Below are 23,370 nucleotides of genomic sequence, written 5' to 3' on the forward strand. Positions count from 1 at the left end.
AGTAATGGGCGATAATCCCCAGATGATCTGGAACTTCACCAAAATGCACGGGGCCGGCAACGACTTCGTCGTGCTCGACGGCGTGCGCCAGGCCATCGCCATGACGCCCGAGCGCGCCCGCGCGCTGGCCGACCGGCATTTCGGCGTGGGCGCCGACCAGATCCTGCTGGTCGAGCCCGCCACCGTGCCCGACGCCGATTTCCGCTATCGCATCTTCAATGCCGACGGCTCCGAAGTCGAACATTGCGGCAACGGCGCGCGCTGCTTCGTGCGCTTTGTCCACGAACAGGGGCTGTCCAGCCGCAATCCGCTGCGCGCGCAGATCGCCACCGGCGTGCTGATACTCGACGAAGGCGCCGACGAACAAGTCACCGTCGACATGGGGGTCACCCGGTTCGACCCCGCCGCCCTGCCGTTTGACACCGCCGGCCTGGCCAGCACCGCGCAAGGCGACGATACGCTGTGGCACCTGGATCTGCCCGGCGCCCCGGCAGGGCTGCCGCGCAATGTCGCGGTATCGGCCGTGGCGATCTCCAATCCGCACGCCGTGCAGCAGGTCGACGACGTCGACACCGCGCCGGTGGCGGCCATCGGCCCCCTGGTCGAACAACATCCCCGGTTTGCGCGCCGCGTCAACGCCGGCTTCATGCAAGTGGTCGACCGCCACACCATCCGGCTGCGCGTCTACGAGCGCGGCGCGGGCGAAACGCTTGCCTGCGGCACCGGCGCCTGCGCGGCGGTGGCCGCCGGCATCCGGCGCGGCCTGCTCGATACGCCGGTGCGGGTGCAAACGCGCGGCGGCACGCTGACGGTCGACTGGAACGGCGAACGGCTGCGCATGACCGGCCCTGCAGCTTCCGTCTATACCGGCCAGGTCGACATCGACAAACTGGTTTTTTCCATGGCCCTTGGCCGCTGATCCCACGCCCTCATGACCGATACCGCTTTCACCGCCCAGGACGTCGCGGATTTCCTGCAGAACCATCCCGAATTCTTCGACCAGCATGCCGACATCTTCGCCACGCTGCAGGTGCCGCACCCGCATGGCGCGCGCGCCATTTCGTTGGGCGAACGGCAAATCCTCACCCTGCGCGAGCGCAATCGCGAACTCGAATGGCGCCTGAACGAACTGACCCACTACGCCGATTCCAACGAAGCGATCGGCGAACATGTGTCGCTGTGGTGCAGCCGGCTGCTGGGTGAATCCGAACCACAGCGCCTGCCGGGCGAAATCGCCCTGGGCCTGGCCGAGCAGTTCGACTTGAATCACGTTGCGCTGCGGCTCTGGAACCTGCCGGGCCAGCCGCCCACCGGCTATGGCGAACCGGTATCGGCCGACGTGCACGCATTTACCGACAGCCTCAAGGCGCCTTATTGCGGCACCGACACAGGTTTCGAGGCAATCGGCTGGCTGGATGCCAAACCGCAATCCGTGGCCCTGATCCCGCTGCGCCTGGACGCCGACCAGCCCAGCGTAGGCCTGCTGGTGCTGGGTTCGGACGACCCGGAGCGCTTCAGCCCCGACATGGGCACGGTGTTTCTCGAAAACATTGGCAGGCTGGCCTCCGCCGCGCTGCGCCGTCTGGCCGCGCCCGCCCAGCCCTGACTCCACCGGGCCGCCGCCGGCATGCACCGCCCGTTGCCATCATGACCCGCGCCGGCCCTGCCTTGCCAGCCCTGTCGGCGCCGCTGGACGATTGGCTGCATCACCTGCGTACGCAACGACGTTATTCCGCCCATACGCTGGACGCCTACCGGCGCGACCTGGCTCAGCTCGCGGCGCTGGCCCAGGCGGCTGGGCTGCCCCTCGAGAGCCTGGGCAACGGCCATATCCGCCAGTTTGTGGCGCGCCTGCATGCGCAAGGCCAGGGGCCGCGCAGCATCGCCCGCACACTGGCTGCGTGGCGCGGTTTCTATCAATGGTGGGCGCCTGCGGCAGGCCTGGCGGGCAACCCCGTGGCCGGCATACGCGCGCCCAAAGCCGCGCGCGCGCTGCCCAAGGCGCTGTCGGTCGAACAGGCGCAGGCCCTGCTCGACCATGACGCCGCTCGCCTGACCACCGACCCGGCCGGCCTGCGCGATCACGCCATGTTCGAGCTGCTGTATTCCAGCGGGTTGCGGTTGTCCGAGCTTGTGGGCCTGGACCTGCGCTACGAACGCACCGCTACATATGAATCGCGCGGCTGGCTGAACCAGGCCGACGCGGAAGTCGTGGTGCTGGGAAAAGGCAACAAGCGCCGCACCGTGCCGGTGGGGCAGGCCGCCCTGGCCGCCTTGTTGCGCTGGATAGAAGTGCGGCCGCAGTTGGCGGCGGCCAACGCGGCCGAACCCGACGCGGCGGCCTTGTTCGTGGGCGCGCGTGGGCGCCGCATTTCCCCGCGCGTGGTGCAGTTGCAGCTGGGCAAGCTGGCGTTGGCCGCCGGCCTGCCCGCGCACGTGCATCCGCACGTACTGCGTCACAGTTTCGCCAGCCACGTGCTGCAATCTGCACAAGACCTGCGGGCCGTGCAGGAACTGCTCGGCCACGCCAATATCTCGACCACACAGGTCTATACGCGGCTGGATTTCCAGCACCTGGCCAAGGCGTACGACCAGGCCCACCCCCGCGCCGGCCGGAAGTCGTAACCCACACCGCAACGGCACACCGTACGCAAGCGCAATCCGGGGGTGTCTGACACCCTACGGGAGTCAGACACCTGGTTAGTGCGAGACACCTGACGTTAGTGGGCAAGAGGGGCGAACATACGGCTGCCTCGACCGGTGTCAGACTCCCGCAGGGTGTCTGACACCTGACGTCAGTGCGCAGAGGGGCGGGCATACACGTGCCTCGACCGGTGTCTGACTCCCGCAGGGTGTCTGACACCTGACGTCAGTGCGCAGAGGGGCGAGCGTACACCTGCCTCGACCGGTGTCTGACTCCCGCAGGGTGTCTGACACCTAACGTTAGTGCGCAGAGGGGCGAACGTACGCCTGCCTGGATCGGTGTCTGACACCCTACGGGAGTCAGACACCTGACGTTATTGCGCAAGAGGGGCGGGCATCTGACACCGATCCTGCCGTCAGTAAGTCACGCGAAGGCCAAGCAGCACGCTGCGCCCAGGCAGCGGCGCGGCCTTGGCAATGAATGACGCGTGGTTGTAGGCCAGTTTGTCCAGCAGGTTCGTTCCGCGCAGATACACATCGTACGCGGCGCCGTCTGCCAGCTTGCCGCCATAGCTGACCACGGCATTGACCATGTCATAGCCTGGCGTGCCGGATTCATACGCCGCCAGGTCGTCCTGGCGGAACACATGAGCGTATTCCACCCCGCCCGACCACTGACGCCACGTTGCATCTGCGCGCACTCCCAGCCGGGCCGCCGGAATGCGCGGCAAATTTCCGTGGCCGCCGGTGAGCTTGCCGCGCACGTAGTCGCCAAACACCGCCGCTGAAAACACCTTGCTGAACTGGTGGCGCACCTCGCCTTCCAGGCCGGTGAATTCCGCGTCGCGCTGCGAATATTCAATCAACCGGAAATCTTCGTACTGGTCCAGCGTGTTGGCGTAGATGTAGTTCCTGACCCGGTTGTGAAACGCGCTGACGCTGAACGTCGTATCGCCCGCGTGCTTGCGCAGGGTCAGGTCGATGTTGTGCGAAGTTTCCTTGCCCAGGTCCGGATTGCCGATCTCGTAGGTATTAGTCGCCAGGTGCACCCCGTCGGCGTACAGCTCCTGCGCGGTGGGCAGGCGCTGCGAACGCGACAATGACAACGCCACGGCATACTGCGGCGCGAAATCCCAGATGGCGGCGGCCGACACCGATGTCGCCGACTGGCTGGAGCGCGGCTGCCCGCCTTCCGGAGAAATGCGCTGCCAGTCCTGACGCGCACCGACTTCGAACCGCCAGTCGCCCCAACGGTATTCTTCCAGCAGGAACACGCCGGTCGATTGCGTGTCGCTGCGCGGCAGGAACGCCTCTTCGCCCTCGGCGCTGAAGTCGCTGTAGGCATTCTGGATACCCAGCACCCCGCGCCATCCGTGTACCGGCTTGTGCTCCAGTTCCACGCGGGCGTCGTAGCCACGATTCTTGAACGTGGTGCCCACCACGCCCCCTTCAATTTCTTTGTGCTGGTAGTCGGTCAGCCCGGCGCGCAGGCGGATCTTCTCGAATCCCGGAAACGGATCGGTGTACTCGGCGCGCAGGTCCAGCCGGTTGCTGCGCAACTTGGTGTAGGGCGCGGCTTCGCCTTCTTCGTGGTCATGGTCGTGATCGTGGTCGTCATGGCCATGCCCGCCGCAATGCAGGTGCGTGCCGTGCGGGTGGCAACCTTCGTATTCATGATTGTGGCCCGGCAAGCCGTACTTGCTCTCCAGGTAGGTGTAGGCCACCCCCACATAGCCGCGCGGGGTTATCCACGACAGGCCTACCGACCCCTGCGAGGCCCGGCTGTACGAGCCGGCCAGCTCGCCGCCCGGCCAATCGGGCACGTCGTAGTCGCTGGTGCGGCGCTTCAGGCCTTCGATGCGCACGGCGAACTCGTCTTTGCCGGCGGTAATGCCCACCACACCAGCACGTTCGCCGGTACCCGTGGCGCCCCGGACCTCGGCCTCGGCCTGCACACCGCGTTCGGGCACTACGGTGGGGATCTTGCGATCCAGCACATTTACCACCCCGCCTATCGCGCCGCCGCCATACAACAGCGTCGCCGGCCCGCGCAGCACCTCGATGCGGTCGGCCAGCAACGGCTCTACCGTCACCGCATGGTCGGGCGAGATGCCCGAGGCGTCCATGACTTCCGAGCCATCGGACAGCACCTTTACCCGCGGCGCAGTCTGCCCCCGTATTACCGGCCGGCTCGCGCCCCCGCCGAACGTGTCCGAATGAATGCCCGGCAGGCCGCCTAGCGTGTCGCCCAGGGTGTCCTGGCGACGCTCGAACAGGGCCTGGCCGTCCAGCACCACGGCCGGCTGCGCCATGCTGAGCGTGTCCAGCCCCAATGCACTGGCCGACACCGTAATCGGCGGCAGCGTAGCCGCTTCGGGCGGCTCGGCCGGCGCCTGGCGCGCCTGGACTACCGGGTATGCCAGGCCCAGCACCAGCCCCGCGGCCAGCGGCAGGGGTCGTATCTGCATCGCGTTCTCCTAACGTTATAACATTACATTTACGGAATGATATAACATATCGATTTCGTCGGAAACGCGCCGCCGCCCCCGCCAGGTCAGTTTTCTGATACCTTCCGGGGATCGCCCGCCTGGCTTGCCGCGTAATGCCCGCTACTTCCCGCCCTTCCCGCGCCGATTCCGTCGACGAGCAGCTTCGCACTGCGGAATCCCTGTGCGAGCAGCGCGGGCGCCGGCTGACCCCCATACGCCGCAAGGTGCTGGAACTCTTGCTGCGGCACGGCCGCAGCCTGAAAGCCTACGAATTGCTCGAGGCGATGCGCGCGGTGCATCCCGGCGCCGCGCCGCCCACCGTGTACCGCGCGCTCGACTTCCTGGTAGAAGAAGGCCTGATCCACCGGCTGGACGCGGTCAACGCCTGGACAGCCTGCCACGACGCGGCCGGCGCGCCGCATGACCTGCTGGTGGTGTGCACCGGGTGCGGGGCGGTAGCAGAAGTCAGCGACCCCGCCATGAGCCGTCAACTGGCCGAACGCGTGGCGCGCACAGGCTTTACGCTGGCCACTCACGAAACCGAAATCCGGGCCCTGTGTCCGCAGTGCCAGCAAAAATCCCAGGCCGAGCCGCGCGGCGCCCATCATCACGGGCACGCCCACTGAATCGTGTTGTTTCAAGTGTGACGGCGCAGCGTCGATGCGCGTCGGTGCAGCCGGCCTTTTGCCCGGCTCGCGCGGGCAGGGCTTGATATCCGGCAATTCATCCCCATATAACGACATCCAGCGGATTACAGCCGCGTTTTTCCGCGTTCCTGCGCAGGGCGCGGGTGGGGTTGGTCCGGGTTTGCCCCCCTGCCCCGACTGTGCTGTAATCCTGCGTCCAGCCGCAACTGCGGCCCCGTTGTCCCCGCCAAGTGGCGCCCCATGCGCCCGCAGGCTTTTCGCCGTCGACTTGCCATGAATACGCAGCGCAGTTTGGACAAAATGGTCCCCGTCACGATCCTCACCGGCTTTCTCGGTGCCGGCAAGACCACCCTGCTCAAACGCATTCTTAGCGAATTCCATGGCCGCCGCGTCGCGGTCATCGAAAACGAGTTCGGGCCCGAAGGCATCGACAACGACCTGCTGGTGCAAGACACCAGCGAAGAAATCGTCGAACTCAGCAACGGCTGCGTCTGCTGCACGGTGCGGGGCGACCTGATGCGCACGCTGGGCGACCTGCGCGCCAAGCGCCAGGCCGGCGAACTGAACTTCGAACGCGTCATCATCGAAACGACCGGCATGGCCAACCCCGGCCCGGTGTGCCAGACGTTCTTCATGGACGACGAAATCGCCGAGTACTACCGGCTCGACGCGGTCATCACGGTGGTCGACGCCAAGCACGGCATGGCCACGCTCGATGCGCAGGAAGAAGCCCAGAAGCAGGTTGGCTTCGCCGACCGCATCCTGGTGTCCAAGAAAGACCTGGTCAACGACGCCGACTACGAAGCGCTGCGCGCCCGCCTGGTGCGCATGAACCCGCGCGCGCCGATTTCGCCGGTCAACTTCGGCGAAGCCGACCTGAAGTCCATCATCGACATCAGCGGCTTCAACCTGAATTCCATTCTCGACATCGACCCGGATTTCCTGGCCGACGAACATCCCGACGCGGCGCACAGCCACGCCCATGGCCACGATCACGGCCACGACCACGATCATGACCACGATGGCGAATGCGGGGATCATTGCCATCACGAACACCACCATCATCATCACCACCACAACGACGAAATCGGCGCGTTCGTGTTCCGCTCGAACAAGCCGTTCGACCCGGCCCGCCTGGAAGAATTCCTGGGCGGCGTGGTGCAGGTGTACGGCCCCGACCTGATGCGCTACAAGGGCATCCTGTACATGAAGGGCATCAACCGGCGCATGCTCTTTCAGGGCGTGCACATGATGATGGGTGCCGAACCCGGCAAGCCGTGGACCGCGGCCGAGAAGCCTTCTACCAAGATGGTCTTCATCGGACGCAAGCTTCCCCAGGAAATTTTCACCCGGGGTCTTGAGCAGTGCCTGGCGGGCTAACGCCGCAATCCAGACGCGCGTCGCGCGCCAGGATCGATTCATAGTGGAGTGTTTTCATGGCTACCAAGGCAGCAACCAAAAAATCAACCAAGTCGACGAGCGATACGGCGATTGATCTGCCCAGCGAACAAGAATTGCTGGCCATGCCCGAATCGGAATACATGAACGAACGCCAGCTGGCGTTCTTCAAGGAACGGCTCAAGCAGCTCGAGCAGGACATCCTGGCCAATGCCGGCGAAACCACCGAGCACCTGCGCGAGACGCAATTCGTGCCCGACCCCGCCGATCGCGCCACCATCGAAGAAGAGCACGCGCTGGAACTGCGCACGCGCGACCGCGAGCGCAAGCTGCTGAAAAAGGTGCAGCAGTCCATCGCCCGCATCGACAGCGGCGAATACGGCTGGTGCGAAGAAACCGGCGAGCCCATCGGCATTCCGCGCCTGCTGGCGCGCCCCACGGCCACCCTGTCGCTCGAAGCCCAGGAACGCCGCGAAATGCGCCAGAAGCTCTACGGCGACTGATCGCGTCCCCTATTAATTTTCCGCTGTTCAAGGCCGCGCGGTATTACCGCTGCGGCCTTTTTTACGTCCGCGGGGCGATAATCGTACAAGGCCAACCCGCGCTGCACGCTTGAAATCCGCGATTTCGCCCTTAGTTAAGCCCTTCAACGGAAGGAACGCATGGAACAATTTCACGCCACCACCATCGTCTGCGTGCGCCGCGGCAACCGCGTTGCGCTGGGCGGCGACGGCCAGGTCACCCTGGGCAACATCGTCATCAAGGGTACCGCCCGGAAAATCCGCCGCCTGTATCACGACAAGGTACTGGCCGGCTTCGCCGGCGCCACGGCCGACGCCTTCACGCTGCAAGAGCGCTTCGAAGCCAAGCTCGAAAAACACCAGGGCCACCTGATGCGCGCCGCCGTCGAACTGACGCGCGACTGGCGCACCGACCGCGTGCTGCGCCGCCTGGAAGCCATGCTGATCGTGGCCGATGCCGAACACACGCTCGTGCTCACCGGCAACGGCGATGTGCTCGAGCCCGAACATGGCCTGGCCGCCATCGGGTCGGGCGGCGCCTATGCCCAGTCGGCCGCCCTGGCGCTGCTGCGCAATACCGAATTGCCGCCGCAAGACATCGTCAAGCAGGCGCTCGAAATAGCGGGCGACATCTGCATTTACACCAACCAGAACCACGTCATCGAAACACTGGGCGAATAAGCCCGCCGCCTGGCCTGGCGCAAGGATTCCTCAATGTCCGCATCCACCATGACCCCCGGGGAAATCGTCTCCGAACTCGACAAATACATCATCGGCCAGAACCGCGCCAAGCGCGCCGTGGCGGTGGCGCTGCGCAACCGCTGGCGCCGCCAGCAGGTTCCCGAACCGCTGCGCCATGAGATCCATCCCAAGAACATCCTGATGATCGGCCCCACCGGCGTGGGCAAGACCGAAATCGCGCGCCGCCTGGCCAAGCTGGCCAATGCGCCCTTCATCAAGATCGAAGCCACCAAGTTCACCGAAGTCGGCTATGTGGGGCGCGATGTCGACACCATCATCCGCGACCTGACCGAATATTCCATCAAGCAGACGCGCGAGCTCGAAATGCGCCGCGTGCGCACGCAGGCCGAAGACGCAGCCGAAGATCGCATCCTGGACGCACTGGTGCCGCCGGCCCGGGGCGCGTCGGGCGAACCGGTGCGCGGCGAAGAAAGCAATGCGCGGCAAACCTTTCGCAAGCGGCTGCGCGAAGGCAAGTGCGACGACCTGGAAATCGAAATCGAGATCGCCCAGCCCATGCCGCAAATGGACGTCATGACGCCGCCGGGCATGGAAGAAATGGCCGAACAGCTGCGCGGCATGTTCGCCGGGCTTGCGCGCGACAAGAAAAAGTCCAAGAAAATGAAGGTCAAAGAGGCCTTCAAGCTTATCGTCGAAGAAGAGGCGTCCAAGCGCGTCAACGAAGACGACCTGCGCGCCGCGGCCATCGCCAATGTCGAGCAGAACGGCATCGTCTTCCTGGACGAGATCGACAAGATCGCGGCGCGCCAGGAAACCGGCGGGGCCGATGTCTCGCGCCAGGGCGTGCAGCGCGACCTGTTGCCGCTGGTCGAAGGCACCACCGTCAACACCCGCTACGGCATGGTGCGCACCGACCATATCCTGTTCATCGCGTCGGGCGCGTTCCACCTGTCGCGTCCGTCCGATCTCATTCCCGAACTGCAGGGCCGCTTTCCCATCCGGGTCGAACTGGATTCGCTCACCACGCAAGATTTCGTGCGCATCCTGTCGGATACCGACGCCTCGCTGATCAAACAGTATTCGGCGCTGCTGGCCACCGAAGACGTTCAACTCGACTTCACCGCCGATGGCATCGAGCGGCTGGCCGAACTGGCGTTCTCGGTTAACGAACGCACCGAGAATATCGGCGCGCGGCGCCTGTACACGGTAATGGAAAAGCTGCTTGAAGAACTGTCGTTCGATGCCACATCCAGCAGCGGCGGCGTGGTGAAGGTCGACGCCGCCTACGTTGACGCGCAGTTGTCGGAAGCCGCCGCCAGCCAGGACCTGGCGCGCTACGTGCTATAGCGTCGCGCGTGTCGCCGGACCTGCTGCACGGCGGCCCGGCGGCACGGCGGCACGGCGGCCCGGCGGCGCGCCGTTTCTTATTTGCCGATCTGCGTGATGACGTAGTTGCCGCCCTGGCGGGTAGCGGTAAAGCGCACGCTGTCGCCAGGCCGGATGTTGGCCAGCAGGGCCGGGTCGGCCCGATACACGAGTGTCATGGCGGGCAGATCCAGCGCCTTGATCTCGCCATGCTTGATCGTGACCTTGCCTTCGCCGGGATTCACCCGACGCACCTCGCCGCTGGCGGTGGCGCTGGCCTGCGCGGCCGCCTGCGCCGGCTGCGCGCGCGCGGGCGCCGTCGCCCACCCGGCCAGAATGGCAACCGCCAGCACGCCGGCTGCCGCTTTGTACAACTGATGCATGGCATGGCTCCTTGTGAACGCAGGGCAGGCCGCGCCGGCCCCGCACCCAGACATACCGGTACAGGATAACGCGTTCGCGCCGCGCCGCGCTGGCACTACACTAAGGTATTGTTTCATCACGCAACCATCAAGACAGGGCATATCCAATGGGCAACCGACTTTCCGCCGTGGCGACGCGCACCGGCGATGACGGCACCACCGGCCTGGGCGACGGCAGCCGCACCGGCAAAGACGCTCCCCGCATTGCCGCGCTGGGTGATGTAGATGAACTGAACAGCGTCATCGGCCTGCTGCGCACCGAGTCCCTGCCCGACGACGTACAGGCCGATCTGGGCGTCATCCAGAACGACTTGTTCGACCTGGGCGCCGAACTATGCATTCCCGGCCACACGGCCATCGAGCCCGGCCAGCTGGCCTTCCTGGATGAACGCCTGGCCCATTACAACGGCCCCTTGCCGCCGCTGCGCGAGTTCATACTGCCGGGCGGATGCCGTGCCGCGGCGCTGGCGCACCTGGCGCGCACCGTGGCCCGCCGCGCCGAGCGCGCCGTGGTCGCCCTGGGCCGCGTCGAGCAATTGAACGCGCCGGTACGCCAGTACCTTAACCGCCTGTCAGACCTGATGTTCGTGCTGGCCCGCCACCTCAATGGCGCGCAAGGCACCGGCGATGTGTTCTGGACGAGCCGCCATTCGCGCGTGCAGCCCTAGACGGCGGCCTTTATAGACCTGCCTGCGCGTCATCATGAGTATCCTCGTCACCGGCGGCGCCGGCTTCATCGGATCCAACTTCGTTCTGCGATGGCTCGAACAGACGGACGAGCCCATCGTGAACCTGGACAAGCTGACGTACGCCGGGCATGCCGGCAACCTGGAAAGCGTGCGTGGCGATCCACGGCACCAGCTGGTGCAGGGCGACATCGCCGACCACGCCCTGGTTGCGCGCCTGCTGCGCACCCACCGCCCGCGCGCCGTGCTGAACTTCGCGGCAGAGTCGCACGTCGATCGCGCCATACGCACCCCCGGCGCATTCATACACACCAACGTGACCGGCACATTCCAGTTGCTGGAAGCGGTGCGCACCTATTGGCTGTCGCTGGACGACGCCGCGCGCGCCGGCTTCCGCTACTTGCAGGTGTCTACCGATGAAGTCTATGGGTCGCTCGAGCCCGACGCCCCGCCCGCCGCCGAAGGCGATGTGTACCGGCCCAATAACCCCTATTCGGCCAGCAAGGCCGCGGGCGACCACCTGGCGCGCGCCTATTGGCAAACCTACGGGCTGCCCGTATTGACGACCCATTGCCCGAACAATTATGGGCCGCGCCAGTATCCCGAAAAGCTGATACCGCTGCTGATTCATCATGCGCTGGCCGGCAGGCCGCTGCCCTTGTATGGCGACGGCTCGCATGTGCGCGACTGGCTGTATGTGGATGACCATTGCGATGGCCTGCGGCGCGTACTCGAAGGGGGCGAACCGGGCCAGGCATACCATATCGGCGCCAACCAGGAACGCAGCAACCTGCAGGTGGCGCGGGCCGTGTGCGCGCTGCTGGACGCGTGGCGTCCGCGCGCAGACCACCGCCCGCATGACGAGCTGATCTGCTTCGTACAAGACCGCCCCGGGCACGACAGGCGCTACGGTATCGATGCCGGCAAGATCCGCCGCGAACTCCGGTGGCAACCGATGCACGACTTCGACACCGGCCTGCGCGCCACCGTGCAGTGGTATCTGGATCACCCCGATTGGGTCGCAGGCGTGGCAGGGGGGGCCTATCGCCATTGGTTGCAGACGCAGTACGCGCCATGAACATCCTGCTGCTGGGCGCCACGGGCCAGATCGGCAACGCCTTGCGGCGCACACTCTTGCCGCTGGGCCGCGTCGTCGCGCCCTCGCGAGCGCAGGCAGACCTGGCCGATCTGGACAGCCTGGCCGAATACTTGCGCGCGCAGTCGCCCGACATCATCGTGAACGCGGCCGCTCATACCGCCGTTGACGCCGCCGAGGCCGACGAGGGTTCCGCCCGGCGCATCAATGCCGATGCCGTGGCGATAATGGCCGCGCAGGCGCGCAACAGCGGCGCGGTGCTGGTGCACTATTCCACGGATTATGTCTTCGACGGAAGCAAGCCGGCGCCCTATATCGAAACGGATACGCCACGCCCCTTGAACGCATACGGCCGTTCCAAGCTGGCCGCCGAGCATGCCATCGCGGCAAGCGGCTGCCGCGCGCTGGTGTTGCGCACCAGCTGGGTTTACGCAGCGCACGGCAGAAATTTTGTAAAGACCGTACTGGAACTGGCCCGCCAACGTGAAACACTGCGCGTGGTGGCAGACCAGGTCGGCAGCCCCACATCGGCCGAGCTGGTGGCCGACGTCACCGCGTTGGCGCTGGCAGCCCACCACAGACATCAGTTGGCCGATGGCATTTACCACCTGACGGCGGCCGGCAGCACCACCTGGCACCAGCTGGCCTGCCACACCGTGCAGCGCGCGCATGAACGGGGCATGGTGTTGCGGCTGCAACCGCAGCGCATACAGGCCATCGGCACGGAAGACTATCCCCTGCCGGCGCCCCGGCCGCGCAATTCCCGGCTCGATACGGGCCGGTTGGCCGCCGCCCTGGGGTTGCAGTTGCCCGACTGGACCGCCCACCTCGAGCTCACCATCGATGACCTTGTGCGCCACGCGAACGAAACCCGGCAGAGTCCGCCATGAAAGTCACGCCGCTTGCCATTGCCGATGTGTTGCTGATCGAGCCCGACGTCCACAGCGACGCGCGCGGCTACTTCTTCGAGAGCTACAACGCCGCGCGGCTGAATGCCGCATTGGCGCGCACGCCGCAGTTCGTGCAGGATAATCACTCGCGTTCGGTGCGCCACGTCGTGCGTGGGCTTCATTACCAGATCCGCCGGCCGCAGGCCAAGCTGGTGCGCGTCGCGGCGGGTGCGATATTCGATGTGGCGGTGGACCTGCGCCGCTCATCGCCCACGTTCGGCAAATGGACGGGGGCTGTCCTGTCGGCCGACAACAAGCGCCAGCTATGGGTGCCCGAAGGTTTTGCGCACGGCTTCATGGTGCTGACCGATGTGGCGGAAACCCTGTACAAGGCTACCGACTACTACGCGCCCGAATACGAGCGATGCATCATATGGAACGACCCGTGCATCGGCATCGATTGGCCCGACGTCGGGGAAGTCATTCTGTCTGACAAAGACAAGCGCGGCGCGGCCTTGAAAGACGCCGACACCTACGATTGATGCCGGCGCGCGCCTCGTCAATGTCGGACGCCGGCCAATAGACCTGCCTGCGCGTCATCGTTGTGCCATCAGGTGTCTGACACCGTAGGGTGTCAGACACCGGCTCTCAGGCGACGGACGCCATGCCGGCGCGCGCAAGCGTGTGCACAGCTTAGTTCACACCCGCGGCATGGGCCTGCTGGTCGGCATGGTACGACGACCGCACCATGGCGCCCACCGCCGCGTGGCTGAAGCCCATGGCATAGGCTTCGCGCTCGAACATCGCGAACGTGTCGGGATGCACATAGCGCAGCACCGGCAGGTGATGTTCGGACGGCTGCAGGTATTGACCGATGGTGAGCATGTCTACGTCATGCGCACGCATGTCGCGCATGACCTGCAGGATTTCTTCGTCGGTTTCGCCCAGGCCCAGCATCAGGCCCGATTTGGTGGGCACTTCGGGATGCAGCTTCTTGAACTCGGCCAGCAGCTTCAGCGAATGCGCGTAGTCCGACCCCGGCCGCGCTTGCTTGTACAGGCGCGGCACGGTTTCCAGATTGTGGTTCATGACATCGGGCGGGCCGGCGTTCAGGATGGCCAGCGCACGCTCCAGGCGGCCACGGAAGTCGGGCACCAGCACTTCGATGCGCGTCTGGGGCGACAGCGCGCGGATGCGCGAAATGCAATCGACGAAATGGGCCGCGCCGCCGTCGCGCAGGTCGTCGCGGTCTACCGAGGTGATCACCACATACGACAGCTTCAGCGCGGCGATGGTGCGCGCCAGGTTCTCGGGTTCGTCGGCGTCGAGCGGATCGGGGCGCCCATGGCCGACATCACAGAACGGGCAACGCCGCGTGCATTTATCGCCCATGATCATGAAGGTGGCCGTGCCCTTGCCGAAACATTCGCCGATATTGGGGCAGGACGCTTCTTCGCACACCGTGTGCAGATTGTGCTCGCGCAGGATGCGTTTGATGTCGTAGAAGCGCGAGCCCGGCGCGGCGGCCTTGACGCGGATCCACTCGGGCTTTTTCAGGCGCTCGGCCGGCACGACCTTGATGGGAATGCGCGACGTCTTGGCCTGCGACTTCTGCTTCTGGGTGGCGTCGTAGGCGGCCGGCGCCCCGGATTGCGGATCATTCGGGGAAACAGAGGGCTCGAGCGTGGACATTCGTCACCTTCGTCATGACCGCGCCGGCAGACAGCGGCAAGGTCCGGTAAAAAAAGGCATTTTAGCGCGTTACCCCGTCGGGCTCCGGCAACGCGGCCAGCAGCCGCTCGGCCAGCCGCTGGCCGACGCGCTCCAGGTCGCAGCGCGCGCCGCACGCGGCCATGTCGACGGTGGCCAGGCCGGCGTAGCCGCAGGGGTTGATGCCCAGGAAAGGCGCGAGGTCCATGTCGACGTTCAGCGCCACCCCATGATACGCGTAGCCATTGCGGATCTTGATGCCCAGCGCGGCGATCTTGGCCAGCTCGCCGCCGGGCCCGCGCGGCACGTACACGCCGGGCGCGCCCGGCTGCCGGCACGCATCGGCCACGCCGAAGTCGGCCAGCGTGCCTATGGCGGCGTCTTCGAGCAGCCGCACGTATTCGCGCACAAACAGGCCCGCGCGCCGCAGGTCGAACAACGCATAGGCCACCACCTGCCCCGGCCCGTGGTAGGTGACCTGGCCGCCGCGATCGCACATCACCACGGGAATGTCGCCCGGGTTCAACAGGTGTTCGGGTTTGCCCGCCTGCCCCAGGGTGTACACCGGGGCGTGTTCGCACAACCAGACCTGGTCGGGCGTGTGGCGGGCGCGCGCGGCCGTGAAGGCCTGCATGTCGTGCCAGACCGCGGCGTAATCGGCCGGTCGGGTCAGCCACCGGATCATGGCGCGCGCCTGGCGGTTTGCGTTACAGCACGATGGACACCATGGGGTGCCCGTGCAGCGCGCGATACAGGTTATCGAGCTGCTCTCGAGAGGTGGCCCGCACGGTGAACGTCAGCCCCACGTAATTGCCACCCTTGCTGGGGCGCATTTCCACCGTGGCGGGATCGAAGCCCGGATCGAATTGCCGCACCACGTCGGTCATGGTCTGGGCAAAGTCGGGGTGCTGCTTTCCCATTACCTTGATGGGAAAGTCCGACGGGTATTCGATCAGGGACTCTTCGGGAGGGATATGGTGCATGGTCGGCTCGGCGCGCTGGCTCACAGGGCGGCGATACGGGCATCATACCCCGCACGCAGCCGGGCATAAACGGGGCCAGGTTTGCCACTGCCCACCGGCTTGCCGTCCAGCGTGGTCACCGGCAGCACCTCTTTGGTGGCAGAGGTCACCATCAGCTCATCCGCGTTGGCGACTTCTTGCTGCGACAATGGCCGCGCCTCGAAATCGATACCGGCTTCCTCGGCCAGCTCGCCCATCAGGCCATAGCGAATGCCTTCCAGGATAAGGTTGTTCTTGGGCGGCGCCAGCAGCTTGCCGCCGGAAACCACCCAGATATTGCTGGAAGAGCCTTCGGTGAGGAAGCCATCGCGGAACTGCGCCACTTCGTCCACGCCCGCATCCACCGCTTGCTGCCGCGCGAGCACGTTGCCCAGCAGCGAGACCGACTTGATTTCGCAATGCAGCCAGCGTTCGTCCGGAATACTGATCAGGCTGACGCCTTTTTCGCGCTGCGCCGCCGACGGCGGGTTGAACACGGTGGCCATGCCGAACACCGTGGGGGCGATGTCCTGCGGCGGGAAGGCGTGGTCGCGCTTGTATACGCCGCGCGTGACCTGCAGGTACACGATGCACGTAGGGGTGGCCGAACGGCGCGCCAGTTCGCCGATGACGTCGACCCACGCGTCGCGCGACATGGGTTGCGCGATGCGCAGCGCCTTCAGGCTGCGGTCGAGCCGGTCCAGGTGTTCGGCCATGCGGAATGGCTTGCCGTTGTACACCGGCACGACTTCGTAGATGCCGTCGCCGAAAATGAACCCCCGGTCCAGCACCGAGATCCTGGCCTGGTCGGCCCGCGTGAATTCACCGTTGAGATATACCTGGCTGTCGCCCGGCATGCCCGGAATCATGGATGGCTCCTGAAAAGATCCGGGGCGGCAACGCCGCCCCGTAAAAAAAGGGTTACTGGAACTTGCGCTTGACCATATCGACCAGACGGCCAAAGAACCCGGCGCGCTCGACCGCGTCTTGCACCACCAGCGGTTCGGTGCGCAGCACCTTGCCGTCGAGCGTGAGCTGCAGGGTGCCGACCTGCTGGCCCTTGGACAGCGGCGCCACCAGCGGATCGGTGCGCTGCGCCACGGGCTTGATATCGCCCGCCTTGCCGCGCGGCACGGTCAGCGACACGGGGTTGGGAGGCCCGAGCTTGACCGTTTCAACGGTGCCTTCCCAGACGCGCGCATCGACGCCCGGCTGGCTCTTGTCGTACAGCGTCACGGTGTCGAAATTCTGGAAGCTCCAGTTGAGCAGCTTCAGGCTTTCTTCGGCGCGCGTGGCCTCGCTGTCGGCGCCGGCCAGCACGCTGAGCACGCGGCGGTCGCCACGTATGGCGGTAGACACCAGGCAATAGCCCGCGGCGTCAGTGTGGCCCGTCTTCATGCCGTCGACCGAGGGGTCGGCCCACAGCAGGCGGTTGCGATTGGGCTGGGTGATCTTGTTGTACGTAAATTCTTTTTGCTTGTAGTAGTGGTAGTACTCGGGATGGTCGCGGATCAGCGCGGCCGACAACAAGGCCAGGTCGGCCACGGTGGTGATGTGCTGCGGGTCGGGCAGCCCCGTGGCGTTCATGAAGTGCGTGCGCGTCATGCCCAGCCGCTGGGCTTCCTGGTTCATGATGGCGGCGAACGCCGACTCGCTGCCGCCCACGGCTTCGGCCAGCGCCACGGACGCATCGTTGCCCGATTGCACAATGACGCCCTGCAGAAGTTCGTCAACGGTAACGGGCTTGCGCGGCTCGATGAACATGCGGGAACCGCCCGTGCGCCATGCCTGCTCGGAAACAGGCACCTGCTGCTCGAGCGTGATGCGCTTTTCTTTCAGGGCGTTGAACACCACATACGCCGTCATGATCTTGGTCAGCGACGCCGGCTCGATCTGCGTATCGGGGTTGGATGCGGCAAGCACCTGACCGCTGGTGACATCGACGGTGATCCATGCGCGCGCCGCGATGGTGGGCGCGGGCACGGCCGACAGTTCCACCACAGGTGTCGTCGCCGCCGCGGCAGGCGCGGTGCTGGACACGGGCGCCGCCGGCTGCTGTTGTGCCCACGCCGGCGCCGACGCGTACATCAGCGCAGACAGGACGGCGCCGGCCACGGCCTGGCGAGTGAACACAACGGAAGTCGGACGGATACGGTTTATTTTCATTAGCACGAAGATTCCACGGTCAAGAGCCGCCCAGCGGGCGCAAAGCTGCAACATTATAGGAGCGGGATAAGACTGCACGGGCGCGATAATGTTCCTTGCCATGCCGGCATGGCAGCGCCAGGGGCGCCCATCGGCGCGCCGCGCGTCAATCGAGGGCCACTTTCAGGCGGGCGTTCACCAGTGCGCGCAGCACCAGGAGCTTGCCGTGGAAAAAGTGCGATGCGCCCGGCACCACGACCACCGGCACGTCGCGCGGGCGCGCCCAGTCGAGCGTTTCCGACAGCGGCACCACTTCGTCCTGCTCGCCATGCACCATCAGGGTATCGGCAGGCACGTCGACTTCCTGTTCCTGAAAACGCTGCACGGCGGCCCCCATCAGCATCAACGCGGCGGGCAGCGCGGTGTCGCCGGCCGCGGCAAGGCCCGCGTAGGTCTGCGCGGCCACGGCCGTGCCGAACGAAAACCCGGCCAGCACCCAAGGCGCCTGGGCCAGCTCGGGGTAGCGTTCGCGCACCTGGGCCACCAACCCCAGCATGTCGCGCGTTTCGCCGCGCGCCTTGTCGAACTGGCCTTCCGACTTGCCCACGCCGCGGAAGTCCGGCCGCACGGCCATCAGGCCTTGTTGCACGCAGGCGCGCGCGATGGTGGTGACCACCTTGTTATCGCGGGCGCCTCCCTGCAGCGAATGCGGATGCAGCACCAGGGCCCAGCCTCGGGGCGACCCGGCGGGTCGGTCGATGGCGCAATCAATGACACCGGCCTCGCCGGTGTAGGTTTCGGTGTCGGTACGTGCAGACATGGGAAAAGCGTCAAAATAGGGTTGGCAGCCTGCATGTTACCAACCCCGCCTGCGCCGTAAAGGCGGTCGCGGTGCCCTACAATCGCGCCCATGCTTACTGACGCCCGCCACACCGATCTGCCCGCGCCCGATGCGCTGGCGCGCGAGCTGTCCGCGCGGCTGGAAGACTTCCAGTCCATCGCGTGGACGGCCAGCACCGGCTCCACCAACGCCGACCTGCTGGCGCGCGCCCGCGCGGGAGCCGGCACGTGGCTGCTGGGCACGCACCTGCAGCAGACCGGCCGCGGCCGCGCCGGGCGACCCTGGCAGAACCGCAGCGGAGCGGCGCTGATGTTTTCCTGTGCGTTTCCGGTACGCATGCCGGCCAGCCGCCTGCCGGCGCTGTCGCCGCTGGCCGGCATGGCCGCGTGCGAAGCGCTGCGCAGCCTGGCGGGCGGCGCGCCGGTGCTGTGCGTCAAGTGGCCCAACGACATTCAATGGCACGACGCCAAACTGGCCGGCGTGCTGGTCGAAACCACGCGCGACCCCGCCGTGCCGGGCGGCTATGCCGTCGTCATCGGCATGGGGGTGAACCTGCGGGACGCCGACACCCTGTCGCAGGCGCTGGGGCGGCCCGTGGCCGACTGGACCTTGGTGGCCGAGCAGGCGGGCGGCGCGGCGGCCGCCGCCGCCGATATCGTCAGCGCCGTGGCGCGGGCGTGGCAGGCGGCGGTACGCGAATTCGAAACCGGCGGCTTTGCCGCATTCCAGCGCCGCTACGCCGCCGTGGACGCACTGAAGGGCCGCGAGGTCAATGTCATCGACCAGGGCGCCGTGTTGTTCAGCGGCACGGCCGACGGCCTGAGCGACGACGGCCGGCTGTATATCCAGACGGCCAGCGAACGGGTGCCCGTATCCGTGGGCGAAATCTCGATCCGGCCCACGGCCGCCCTGGCGGGGAACCGCTCATGATCCTGCTGATCGATTCCGGCAACAGCCGCCTGAAGGTAGGCTGGCTGGATGCGCCCGCCGCCGCTCGCGAACCGGCCGCCGTGGCGTTCGACAACCTCGATCCCGACGCCCTGGGCGACTGGCTGGGCACGCTGGGCCGCACGCCCGGGCTGGCCCTGGGGGTCAATGTGGCGGGCCCGGAGCGCGGAGCCGGCATCCGCGCCGCCCTGGCGCGCCATGGGTGCCCGGTGCACTGGGTAACCTCGCGCGCCCGGCTGCTGCACCTGCGCAACGGCTACACGCAGCCATCGCAACTGGGCTCGGACCGGCTGGTGGCCCTGCTGGGCGTGCTGGGCCGCCTGCCGCAAGACCACGCGCCATTCGTGCTGGCGTCGTTCGGCACGGCCACGACCATCGACACTGTCGGCGCCGACAACGAATTCATCGGCGGGCTGATCCTGCCCGGGCCGGCGCTGATGCGCAATTCATTGGCGCGCGGCACCGCCAACCTGCCCGTGGCCGACGGCCAGGTTGTCGACTTTCCCCTGGATACGCACCGGGCCATTGCGTCGGGTATCGCCGCCGCCCAGGCGGGCGCCGTGATGCGCCAGTGGCTGGCCGCCAGCCAGCGCTGCGGCCGCCCTGCCCAGCTTTATGTGGCAGGCGGCGGCTGGCCCGAAGTGCAGGCCGAGACCGAGATGCTGCTGGCCCTGGCCGGCAAGGCCGCCGGCCAGCCGCCCGCGCCGGTGTACCTGGACCGCCCGGTGCTGGACGGCCTGGCGCTGCTGGCCGGACAGCCCGACCCGCTGTCATTCTGAGGGGCATGCGATGCGCATACTGTTCTTGCTGATCGTGGCGGCCAACCTGTGGGTGTATGCCCTGGGCCAGGGCTGGCTGGGCGCCCGTCCCGACGACGCCGGCCGCGACCGTGCAAACGCCGGGCGGGAACTGAACGCCGACCGCGTGACACTGACACCCCGCCAGGCAGGCTGACCTACCGCCGGCTCACCAGGCGGCGTGCGATTTTCACGGCGTGTGCCGCTTTGTACGGTGTCTGACACCCAAGGGTGTCAGACACCCTTGCAATGCCGCGGCGGGAAATGCTTCCACACCATACGGTGTCTGACACCCAGGGGGTGTCAGACACCCTTGAAACGCCGCGACAGGAAATGCCTCCACGCCATGCGGTGTCTGACACCCAAGGGTGTCAGACACCCCTGAAACGCCGCGACGGGAAATGCATCCACGCCATACGGTGTCTGACACCCAAGGGTGTCAGACACCCCTGAAACGCCGCGACCGGAAATGCATCCACACCATACGGTGTCTGACACCCAAGGGTGTCAGACACCCCTGAAACGCCGCGGCGGGAAATGCATCCACGCCATACGGTGTCTGACACCCAGGGGTGTCAGACACCCCTGGGTGTCAGACACCCCTGAAACGCCGCGACGGGAAATGCGTCCACGCCATACGGCGTCTGACACCCGAGGGTGTCAGACACCCCAGAACCTGGCGCTGGAATTCCCGCTATAACCACGCCTGCAGCGCCTGCAATGTGCGCCGGGTGGCGCCTGCGTGGGTGGCAGACCAGGCTTGGGCGGCCCGGCCCATGGCCTGGCGGCGTTCGTCGTCGTCGAGCAGGGACTGCGCGGCATCCAGCGCGGCGGGCGGGTCGGCGGCGCGCAGGGCGGCACCGGCGGCGATGGCATCTTCGGCCGCCTGCTTGAAATTGAACGTATGCGGCCCGACGACTACCGGCACGCCCGCGGCGCAGGCTTCGATCAGGTTCTGCCCGCCCAGCGGGGCGAAGCTGCCCGCCACGATGGCCACGTCGGCCGCCGCGTAATAAAACGCCATCTCGCCCAGCGAATCGCCCAGCACGACGTCAACGGCGCCCTCTACGGGCGGCAAGTCTTGCAGGCGGCCCTGCAGCGCCGAACGGCGCACGCAGGACAACCCCGCCGCGCGCAACTGCCCCGCGGCGGCGTCGAACCGCTGCGGGTGGCGCGGAATCAATACATAGAGCACCGGGCGCCCCGCGCCGGAACGCGCGCGCATGGCCTGGGCGAAGGGAACATCTTCGCCTTCGCGCGTGCTGGCCACGACCACCACAGGCCGCCCCAGCGCCTGTCGCCAGGCCCGCCCGGCCTGCACTTGATCGGCGGGCAAGTCCAGGTCGAACTTCAGGTTGCCCGTGACGCGGACCCGCCGCGCCCCCGCCTGTTCCAGTCGCCGGGCATCTTCGGGCGTCTGGGCCAACACGGCATCCAGCCCCGCCAGCGCGTCGCGCAGGGCGGTTCCCATCCATCCCGCCTGCCGCAGCGACGACACCGAAAAACGCGCGCTGACCAACGCCATGCGCACCCCTTGCCGGCGCGCCTGCGCCAGCAGGTTCGGCCAGACCTCGCGCTCGATAAGCAGCCCGCAGCGCGGCGTATGCCGCTGCAGAAAACCGCGCACCGCGCCGGGAAAGTCGTAGGGCAGCCAGGTCTGCCGCAATTGCCCCGCGGCAATTGCCTGGCCAAACAGCCGCGCCCCTTCGGCCCGGCCCGTTGCAGTCGTATGCGTCAGCAGAACCGGCAGCCCCGCGTCGAGCAGCGCCTGGACCAGCGGCTGGGCCGCGCGCGTCTCGCCCAGGCTGACCGCATGCACCCACACGGGCGGCCGGGCGAAGGGCGCCGGCTCGGCCGGGTCGGCGCGGCCGAAACGCGCCGGCGAAAAAATGCCCCACTCGCCGCCGGCCCGCCGGGCGCGCCTGGCCATCCACAGCCACGCCAGCGGCGCCGCCGCATACAGGGCAAGGGTATAGGCGCCGCGCCGCATGTCAGCCCGCCGCGCCGCGGCTACGGGAAACGCGGGCGGTGCGCGTGCGCATCGTCAGTTGGCCGCCAGGGCCTGGTCTATCGAAGCCAGCACCGCCTCGCGCGAAGGCGGCGCGCCCCGGTCGCCCAGGCTGGCGGTGAAACTCGCGCCGATCAGCGGCGTGCGCACCGGGGTGGACGCCCGGTATATGCCGATAGTCGGCCGCCCCAGCGCGGCCGACAAGTGCGTCAGCCCGCTGTCCAGGCCCACCATGACGCGCGCCCCTGCGAGCTGGCGCGCGATCGAGGTCAGGTCCATGCGCGGCAGCACCTCCACACCGTCCAGGCCTTCGACCAGCGCCTGGGCGCGCGCCGTTTCCTGGGCGTTGCCGGCCAGCAGGCGCAGGGTGCACCCGGCGCCGCGCAGGCGTTCGAACACCGCGCGCCAGTCGGCTTCCGGCCAGAGTTTGTCGTCGCGACTGGCCGACGGCATGATGACGGCATAGCCCCGATCGGTGTTCAGGTGGTGATGCGGCCGGGCGCAGCATTCGGTGCGCGCCAGGCAGGCCCGCGCCTGCGCCTGGGCTTCGTCCACAAAGGCTTGCAGGCCGAAATCGGGCGGCCCGGTATACGTGTAGCCAAACGCCAGGGCGGCCAGCGTGCGCTGGCGGATGACGGCGGGCTGCCAGAACTCCACCCGGTGACGCCGCTGGTAAAACAGTGACGCCAGCGGTTCGCGGGCCGACCGCCAGTCCAGCCCGTGGCGCACGCCGCGCGTCTGCCTGACCAGCCAGGCCGACTTCAACAGCGCCTGCATGTCGAGCACGACGTCATATTGCACGGCGCGCAAACGCTCGGCCAGCGCCTGCCGTTCGGCCTTGACCGGCGCCGACCACCAGGCTTTGCGCCACCGGCGATGGGCCACCTTGATGACCTCGTTGACCGCAGGGTGCCAGCCCGGAATTTCTGCGAAAGCCTCTTCCGCCACCCAATCGATCACGGCGTCTGGCACATGGCGGGCAATATCCGAGATTGCCGGCAGCATGTGCACCAGATCGCCAAGTGACGAGGTGCGGACAATGAGAATGCGATTTGCCATCA

The 23,370-nt window shown here is 66.9% G+C and carries 25 protein-coding genes; 15 read left to right on the plus strand and 10 right to left on the minus strand.

The features are described from left to right. Positions 1–4: 4 nt before the first annotated feature. Genes dapF through xerC form a run of 3 tightly spaced genes read left to right on the plus strand, consistent with a single transcriptional unit; the run spans position 5 to position 2,625 of the window. On the plus strand, positions 5–919 hold the full coding sequence (dapF, locus tag CAL19_RS17690) for a diaminopimelate epimerase (protein ID WP_026640736.1): 915 nt from the start codon (positions 5–7) through the stop codon (positions 917–919). Positions 920–931: 12 nt separating this feature from the next. After that, positions 932–1,606 (plus strand): DUF484 family protein, encoded by a 675-nt coding sequence (locus CAL19_RS17695; RefSeq protein WP_094797554.1) that lies wholly within the window; start codon positions 932–934, stop codon positions 1,604–1,606. Between the two features lie 41 nt (positions 1,607–1,647). Beyond that, entirely contained in the window at positions 1,648–2,625 is a 978-nt protein-coding gene (gene xerC, locus CAL19_RS17700) for a tyrosine recombinase XerC (RefSeq protein WP_094797555.1), read from the plus strand. 434 nt (positions 2,626–3,059) lie between these two features. Here xerC and CAL19_RS17705 read toward each other — a convergent pair whose 3' ends face one another. Beyond that, positions 3,060–5,111, minus strand: coding sequence for a TonB-dependent receptor domain-containing protein (locus CAL19_RS17705; protein ID WP_094797556.1), 2,052 nt, complete (start codon positions 5,109–5,111; stop codon positions 3,060–3,062). Positions 5,112–5,245: 134 nt separating this feature from the next. On the opposite strand from CAL19_RS17705, the gene CAL19_RS17710 reads away from it, so the two are divergent. From CAL19_RS17710 to hslU, 5 genes are all read left to right on the plus strand, one after another. Next, positions 5,246–5,758: a Fur family transcriptional regulator gene (locus CAL19_RS17710; protein ID WP_026640740.1), complete on the plus strand. Its 513-nt coding sequence runs from the start codon at positions 5,246–5,248 to the stop codon at positions 5,756–5,758. A 294-nt stretch (positions 5,759–6,052) separates the two neighbouring features. Then, on the plus strand, positions 6,053–7,159 hold the full coding sequence (locus CAL19_RS17715; RefSeq protein ID WP_094797557.1) for a CobW family GTP-binding protein: 1,107 nt from the start codon (positions 6,053–6,055) through the stop codon (positions 7,157–7,159). Between the two features lie 56 nt (positions 7,160–7,215). Next, positions 7,216–7,680: an RNA polymerase-binding protein DksA gene (dksA, locus tag CAL19_RS17720; RefSeq protein WP_038852538.1), complete on the plus strand. Its 465-nt coding sequence runs from the start codon at positions 7,216–7,218 to the stop codon at positions 7,678–7,680. Positions 7,681–7,839: 159 nt separating this feature from the next. Next, on the plus strand, positions 7,840–8,379 hold the full coding sequence (gene hslV / locus CAL19_RS17725; protein WP_026640743.1) for an ATP-dependent protease subunit HslV: 540 nt from the start codon (positions 7,840–7,842) through the stop codon (positions 8,377–8,379). Positions 8,380–8,412: 33 nt separating this feature from the next. Next, positions 8,413–9,747, plus strand: coding sequence for an ATP-dependent protease ATPase subunit HslU (gene hslU / locus CAL19_RS17730; RefSeq protein WP_094797558.1), 1,335 nt, complete (start codon positions 8,413–8,415; stop codon positions 9,745–9,747). A 77-nt stretch (positions 9,748–9,824) separates the two neighbouring features. On the opposite strand, the gene CAL19_RS17735 is transcribed toward hslU, so the two are convergent. Continuing rightward, entirely contained in the window at positions 9,825–10,148 is a 324-nt protein-coding gene (locus CAL19_RS17735) for a copper-binding protein (RefSeq protein WP_026640745.1), read from the minus strand. 146 nt (positions 10,149–10,294) lie between these two features. On the opposite strand from CAL19_RS17735, the gene CAL19_RS17740 reads away from it, so the two are divergent. The 4 genes from CAL19_RS17740 to rfbC are packed head-to-tail and all read left to right on the plus strand — an operon-like array spanning position 10,295 to position 13,401. Beyond that, positions 10,295–10,855 (plus strand): cob(I)yrinic acid a,c-diamide adenosyltransferase, encoded by a 561-nt coding sequence (locus CAL19_RS17740; RefSeq protein WP_026640746.1) that lies wholly within the window; start codon positions 10,295–10,297, stop codon positions 10,853–10,855. A gap of 34 nt (positions 10,856–10,889) precedes the next feature. Continuing rightward, a complete protein-coding gene (gene rfbB / locus CAL19_RS17745; RefSeq protein WP_026640747.1) occupies positions 10,890–11,951 on the plus strand; it encodes a dTDP-glucose 4,6-dehydratase in 1,062 nt (353 codons plus the stop codon). Further along, positions 11,948–12,859, plus strand: coding sequence for a dTDP-4-dehydrorhamnose reductase (rfbD, locus tag CAL19_RS17750; RefSeq protein WP_038852540.1), 912 nt, complete (start codon positions 11,948–11,950; stop codon positions 12,857–12,859). The genes rfbB and rfbD overlap by 4 nt, the downstream gene beginning before the upstream one ends. Next, the gene (gene rfbC / locus CAL19_RS17755) at positions 12,856–13,401 is read left to right on the plus strand and encodes a dTDP-4-dehydrorhamnose 3,5-epimerase (protein WP_026640748.1); all 546 of its coding nucleotides are present in this window, start codon (positions 12,856–12,858) and stop codon (positions 13,399–13,401) included. Before rfbD ends, rfbC begins: the two co-directional genes overlap by 4 nt. 151 nt (positions 13,402–13,552) lie before the next feature. Here rfbC and lipA read toward each other — a convergent pair whose 3' ends face one another. From lipA to CAL19_RS17785, 6 genes are all read right to left on the minus strand, one after another. Beyond that, on the minus strand, positions 13,553–14,551 hold the full coding sequence (lipA, locus tag CAL19_RS17760; RefSeq protein WP_026640749.1) for a lipoyl synthase: 999 nt from the start codon (positions 14,549–14,551) through the stop codon (positions 13,553–13,555). A 61-nt stretch (positions 14,552–14,612) separates the two neighbouring features. Further along, complete coding sequence (gene lipB / locus CAL19_RS17765; protein ID WP_026640750.1) at positions 14,613–15,254, minus strand: lipoyl(octanoyl) transferase LipB; 642 nt, start codon at positions 15,252–15,254, stop codon at positions 14,613–14,615. Positions 15,255–15,276: 22 nt separating this feature from the next. Continuing rightward, a complete protein-coding gene (locus tag CAL19_RS17770; protein ID WP_026640751.1) occupies positions 15,277–15,552 on the minus strand; it encodes a YbeD family protein in 276 nt (91 codons plus the stop codon). 20 nt (positions 15,553–15,572) lie between these two features. Further along, complete coding sequence (locus CAL19_RS17775) at positions 15,573–16,439, minus strand: D-amino acid aminotransferase (RefSeq protein ID WP_094797559.1); 867 nt, start codon at positions 16,437–16,439, stop codon at positions 15,573–15,575. Positions 16,440–16,491: 52 nt separating this feature from the next. Next, entirely contained in the window at positions 16,492–17,736 is a 1,245-nt protein-coding gene (locus CAL19_RS17780; protein WP_094797560.1) for a D-alanyl-D-alanine carboxypeptidase family protein, read from the minus strand. Positions 17,737–17,881: 145 nt separating this feature from the next. After that, complete coding sequence (locus CAL19_RS17785) at positions 17,882–18,535, minus strand: alpha/beta hydrolase (RefSeq protein ID WP_094797561.1); 654 nt, start codon at positions 18,533–18,535, stop codon at positions 17,882–17,884. A 90-nt stretch (positions 18,536–18,625) separates the two neighbouring features. Between CAL19_RS17785 and CAL19_RS17790 the strand changes: the two genes are divergently transcribed. From CAL19_RS17790 to CAL19_RS17800, 3 genes are read left to right on the plus strand one after another with little or no spacing between them, the layout of a single operon-like run. After that, on the plus strand, positions 18,626–19,486 hold the full coding sequence (locus CAL19_RS17790; RefSeq protein WP_094797562.1) for a biotin--[acetyl-CoA-carboxylase] ligase: 861 nt from the start codon (positions 18,626–18,628) through the stop codon (positions 19,484–19,486). Next, positions 19,483–20,283, plus strand: a complete 801-nt coding sequence (locus tag CAL19_RS17795; RefSeq protein WP_026640756.1) for a type III pantothenate kinase — start codon at positions 19,483–19,485, stop codon at positions 20,281–20,283. The genes CAL19_RS17790 and CAL19_RS17795 overlap by 4 nt, the downstream gene beginning before the upstream one ends. Positions 20,284–20,293: 10 nt before the next feature. Then, complete coding sequence (locus CAL19_RS17800; RefSeq protein WP_094797563.1) at positions 20,294–20,458, plus strand: hypothetical protein; 165 nt, start codon at positions 20,294–20,296, stop codon at positions 20,456–20,458. A gap of 537 nt (positions 20,459–20,995) precedes the next feature. On the opposite strand, the gene CAL19_RS17805 is transcribed toward CAL19_RS17800, so the two are convergent. Both CAL19_RS17805 and waaC read right to left on the minus strand, forming a co-directional pair. Then, positions 20,996–22,291, minus strand: coding sequence for a 3-deoxy-D-manno-octulosonic acid transferase (locus CAL19_RS17805; RefSeq protein WP_094797564.1), 1,296 nt, complete (start codon positions 22,289–22,291; stop codon positions 20,996–20,998). 54 nt (positions 22,292–22,345) lie between these two features. Further along, positions 22,346–23,368: a lipopolysaccharide heptosyltransferase I gene (waaC, locus tag CAL19_RS17810; protein ID WP_026640758.1), complete on the minus strand. Its 1,023-nt coding sequence runs from the start codon at positions 23,366–23,368 to the stop codon at positions 22,346–22,348. Positions 23,369–23,370 lie beyond the last annotated feature (2 nt).

This window comes from Bordetella genomosp. 7, assembly GCF_002261265.1.
GTDB lineage: Bacteria > Pseudomonadota > Gammaproteobacteria > Burkholderiales > Burkholderiaceae_B > Bordetella_A.

What these genes read in the sequence shown, in the direction of transcription:
- dapF (WP_026640736.1), top strand. Translation starts at nt 5, where the DNA reads ATGGGCGATAATCCCCAGATGATCTGGAACTTCACCAAAATGCACGGG.
- CAL19_RS17695 (WP_094797554.1), top strand. Translation starts at nt 932, where the DNA reads ATGACCGATACCGCTTTCACCGCCCAGGACGTCGCGGATTTCCTGCAG.
- xerC (WP_094797555.1), top strand. Translation starts at nt 1,648, where the DNA reads ATGACCCGCGCCGGCCCTGCCTTGCCAGCCCTGTCGGCGCCGCTGGAC.
- CAL19_RS17705 (WP_094797556.1), bottom strand. Translation starts at nt 5,111, where the DNA reads ATGCAGATACGACCCCTGCCGCTGGCCGCGGGGCTGGTGCTGGGCCTG.
- CAL19_RS17710 (WP_026640740.1), top strand. Translation starts at nt 5,246, where the DNA reads ATGCCCGCTACTTCCCGCCCTTCCCGCGCCGATTCCGTCGACGAGCAG.
- CAL19_RS17715 (WP_094797557.1), top strand. Translation starts at nt 6,053, where the DNA reads ATGAATACGCAGCGCAGTTTGGACAAAATGGTCCCCGTCACGATCCTC.
- dksA (WP_038852538.1), top strand. Translation starts at nt 7,216, where the DNA reads ATGGCTACCAAGGCAGCAACCAAAAAATCAACCAAGTCGACGAGCGAT.
- hslV (WP_026640743.1), top strand. Translation starts at nt 7,840, where the DNA reads ATGGAACAATTTCACGCCACCACCATCGTCTGCGTGCGCCGCGGCAAC.
- hslU (WP_094797558.1), top strand. Translation starts at nt 8,413, where the DNA reads ATGTCCGCATCCACCATGACCCCCGGGGAAATCGTCTCCGAACTCGAC.
- CAL19_RS17735 (WP_026640745.1), bottom strand. Translation starts at nt 10,148, where the DNA reads ATGCATCAGTTGTACAAAGCGGCAGCCGGCGTGCTGGCGGTTGCCATT.
- CAL19_RS17740 (WP_026640746.1), top strand. Translation starts at nt 10,295, where the DNA reads ATGGGCAACCGACTTTCCGCCGTGGCGACGCGCACCGGCGATGACGGC.
- rfbB (WP_026640747.1), top strand. Translation starts at nt 10,890, where the DNA reads ATGAGTATCCTCGTCACCGGCGGCGCCGGCTTCATCGGATCCAACTTC.
- rfbD (WP_038852540.1), top strand. Translation starts at nt 11,948, where the DNA reads ATGAACATCCTGCTGCTGGGCGCCACGGGCCAGATCGGCAACGCCTTG.
- rfbC (WP_026640748.1), top strand. Translation starts at nt 12,856, where the DNA reads ATGAAAGTCACGCCGCTTGCCATTGCCGATGTGTTGCTGATCGAGCCC.
- lipA (WP_026640749.1), bottom strand. Translation starts at nt 14,551, where the DNA reads ATGTCCACGCTCGAGCCCTCTGTTTCCCCGAATGATCCGCAATCCGGG.
- lipB (WP_026640750.1), bottom strand. Translation starts at nt 15,254, where the DNA reads ATGATCCGGTGGCTGACCCGACCGGCCGATTACGCCGCGGTCTGGCAC.
- CAL19_RS17770 (WP_026640751.1), bottom strand. Translation starts at nt 15,552, where the DNA reads ATGCACCATATCCCTCCCGAAGAGTCCCTGATCGAATACCCGTCGGAC.
- CAL19_RS17775 (WP_094797559.1), bottom strand. Translation starts at nt 16,439, where the DNA reads ATGATTCCGGGCATGCCGGGCGACAGCCAGGTATATCTCAACGGTGAA.
- CAL19_RS17780 (WP_094797560.1), bottom strand. Translation starts at nt 17,736, where the DNA reads ATGAAAATAAACCGTATCCGTCCGACTTCCGTTGTGTTCACTCGCCAG.
- CAL19_RS17785 (WP_094797561.1), bottom strand. Translation starts at nt 18,535, where the DNA reads ATGTCTGCACGTACCGACACCGAAACCTACACCGGCGAGGCCGGTGTC.
- CAL19_RS17790 (WP_094797562.1), top strand. Translation starts at nt 18,626, where the DNA reads ATGCTTACTGACGCCCGCCACACCGATCTGCCCGCGCCCGATGCGCTG.
- CAL19_RS17795 (WP_026640756.1), top strand. Translation starts at nt 19,483, where the DNA reads ATGATCCTGCTGATCGATTCCGGCAACAGCCGCCTGAAGGTAGGCTGG.
- CAL19_RS17800 (WP_094797563.1), top strand. Translation starts at nt 20,294, where the DNA reads ATGCGCATACTGTTCTTGCTGATCGTGGCGGCCAACCTGTGGGTGTAT.
- CAL19_RS17805 (WP_094797564.1), bottom strand. Translation starts at nt 22,291, where the DNA reads ATGCGGCGCGGCGCCTATACCCTTGCCCTGTATGCGGCGGCGCCGCTG.
- waaC (WP_026640758.1), bottom strand. Translation starts at nt 23,368, where the DNA reads ATGGCAAATCGCATTCTCATTGTCCGCACCTCGTCACTTGGCGATCTG.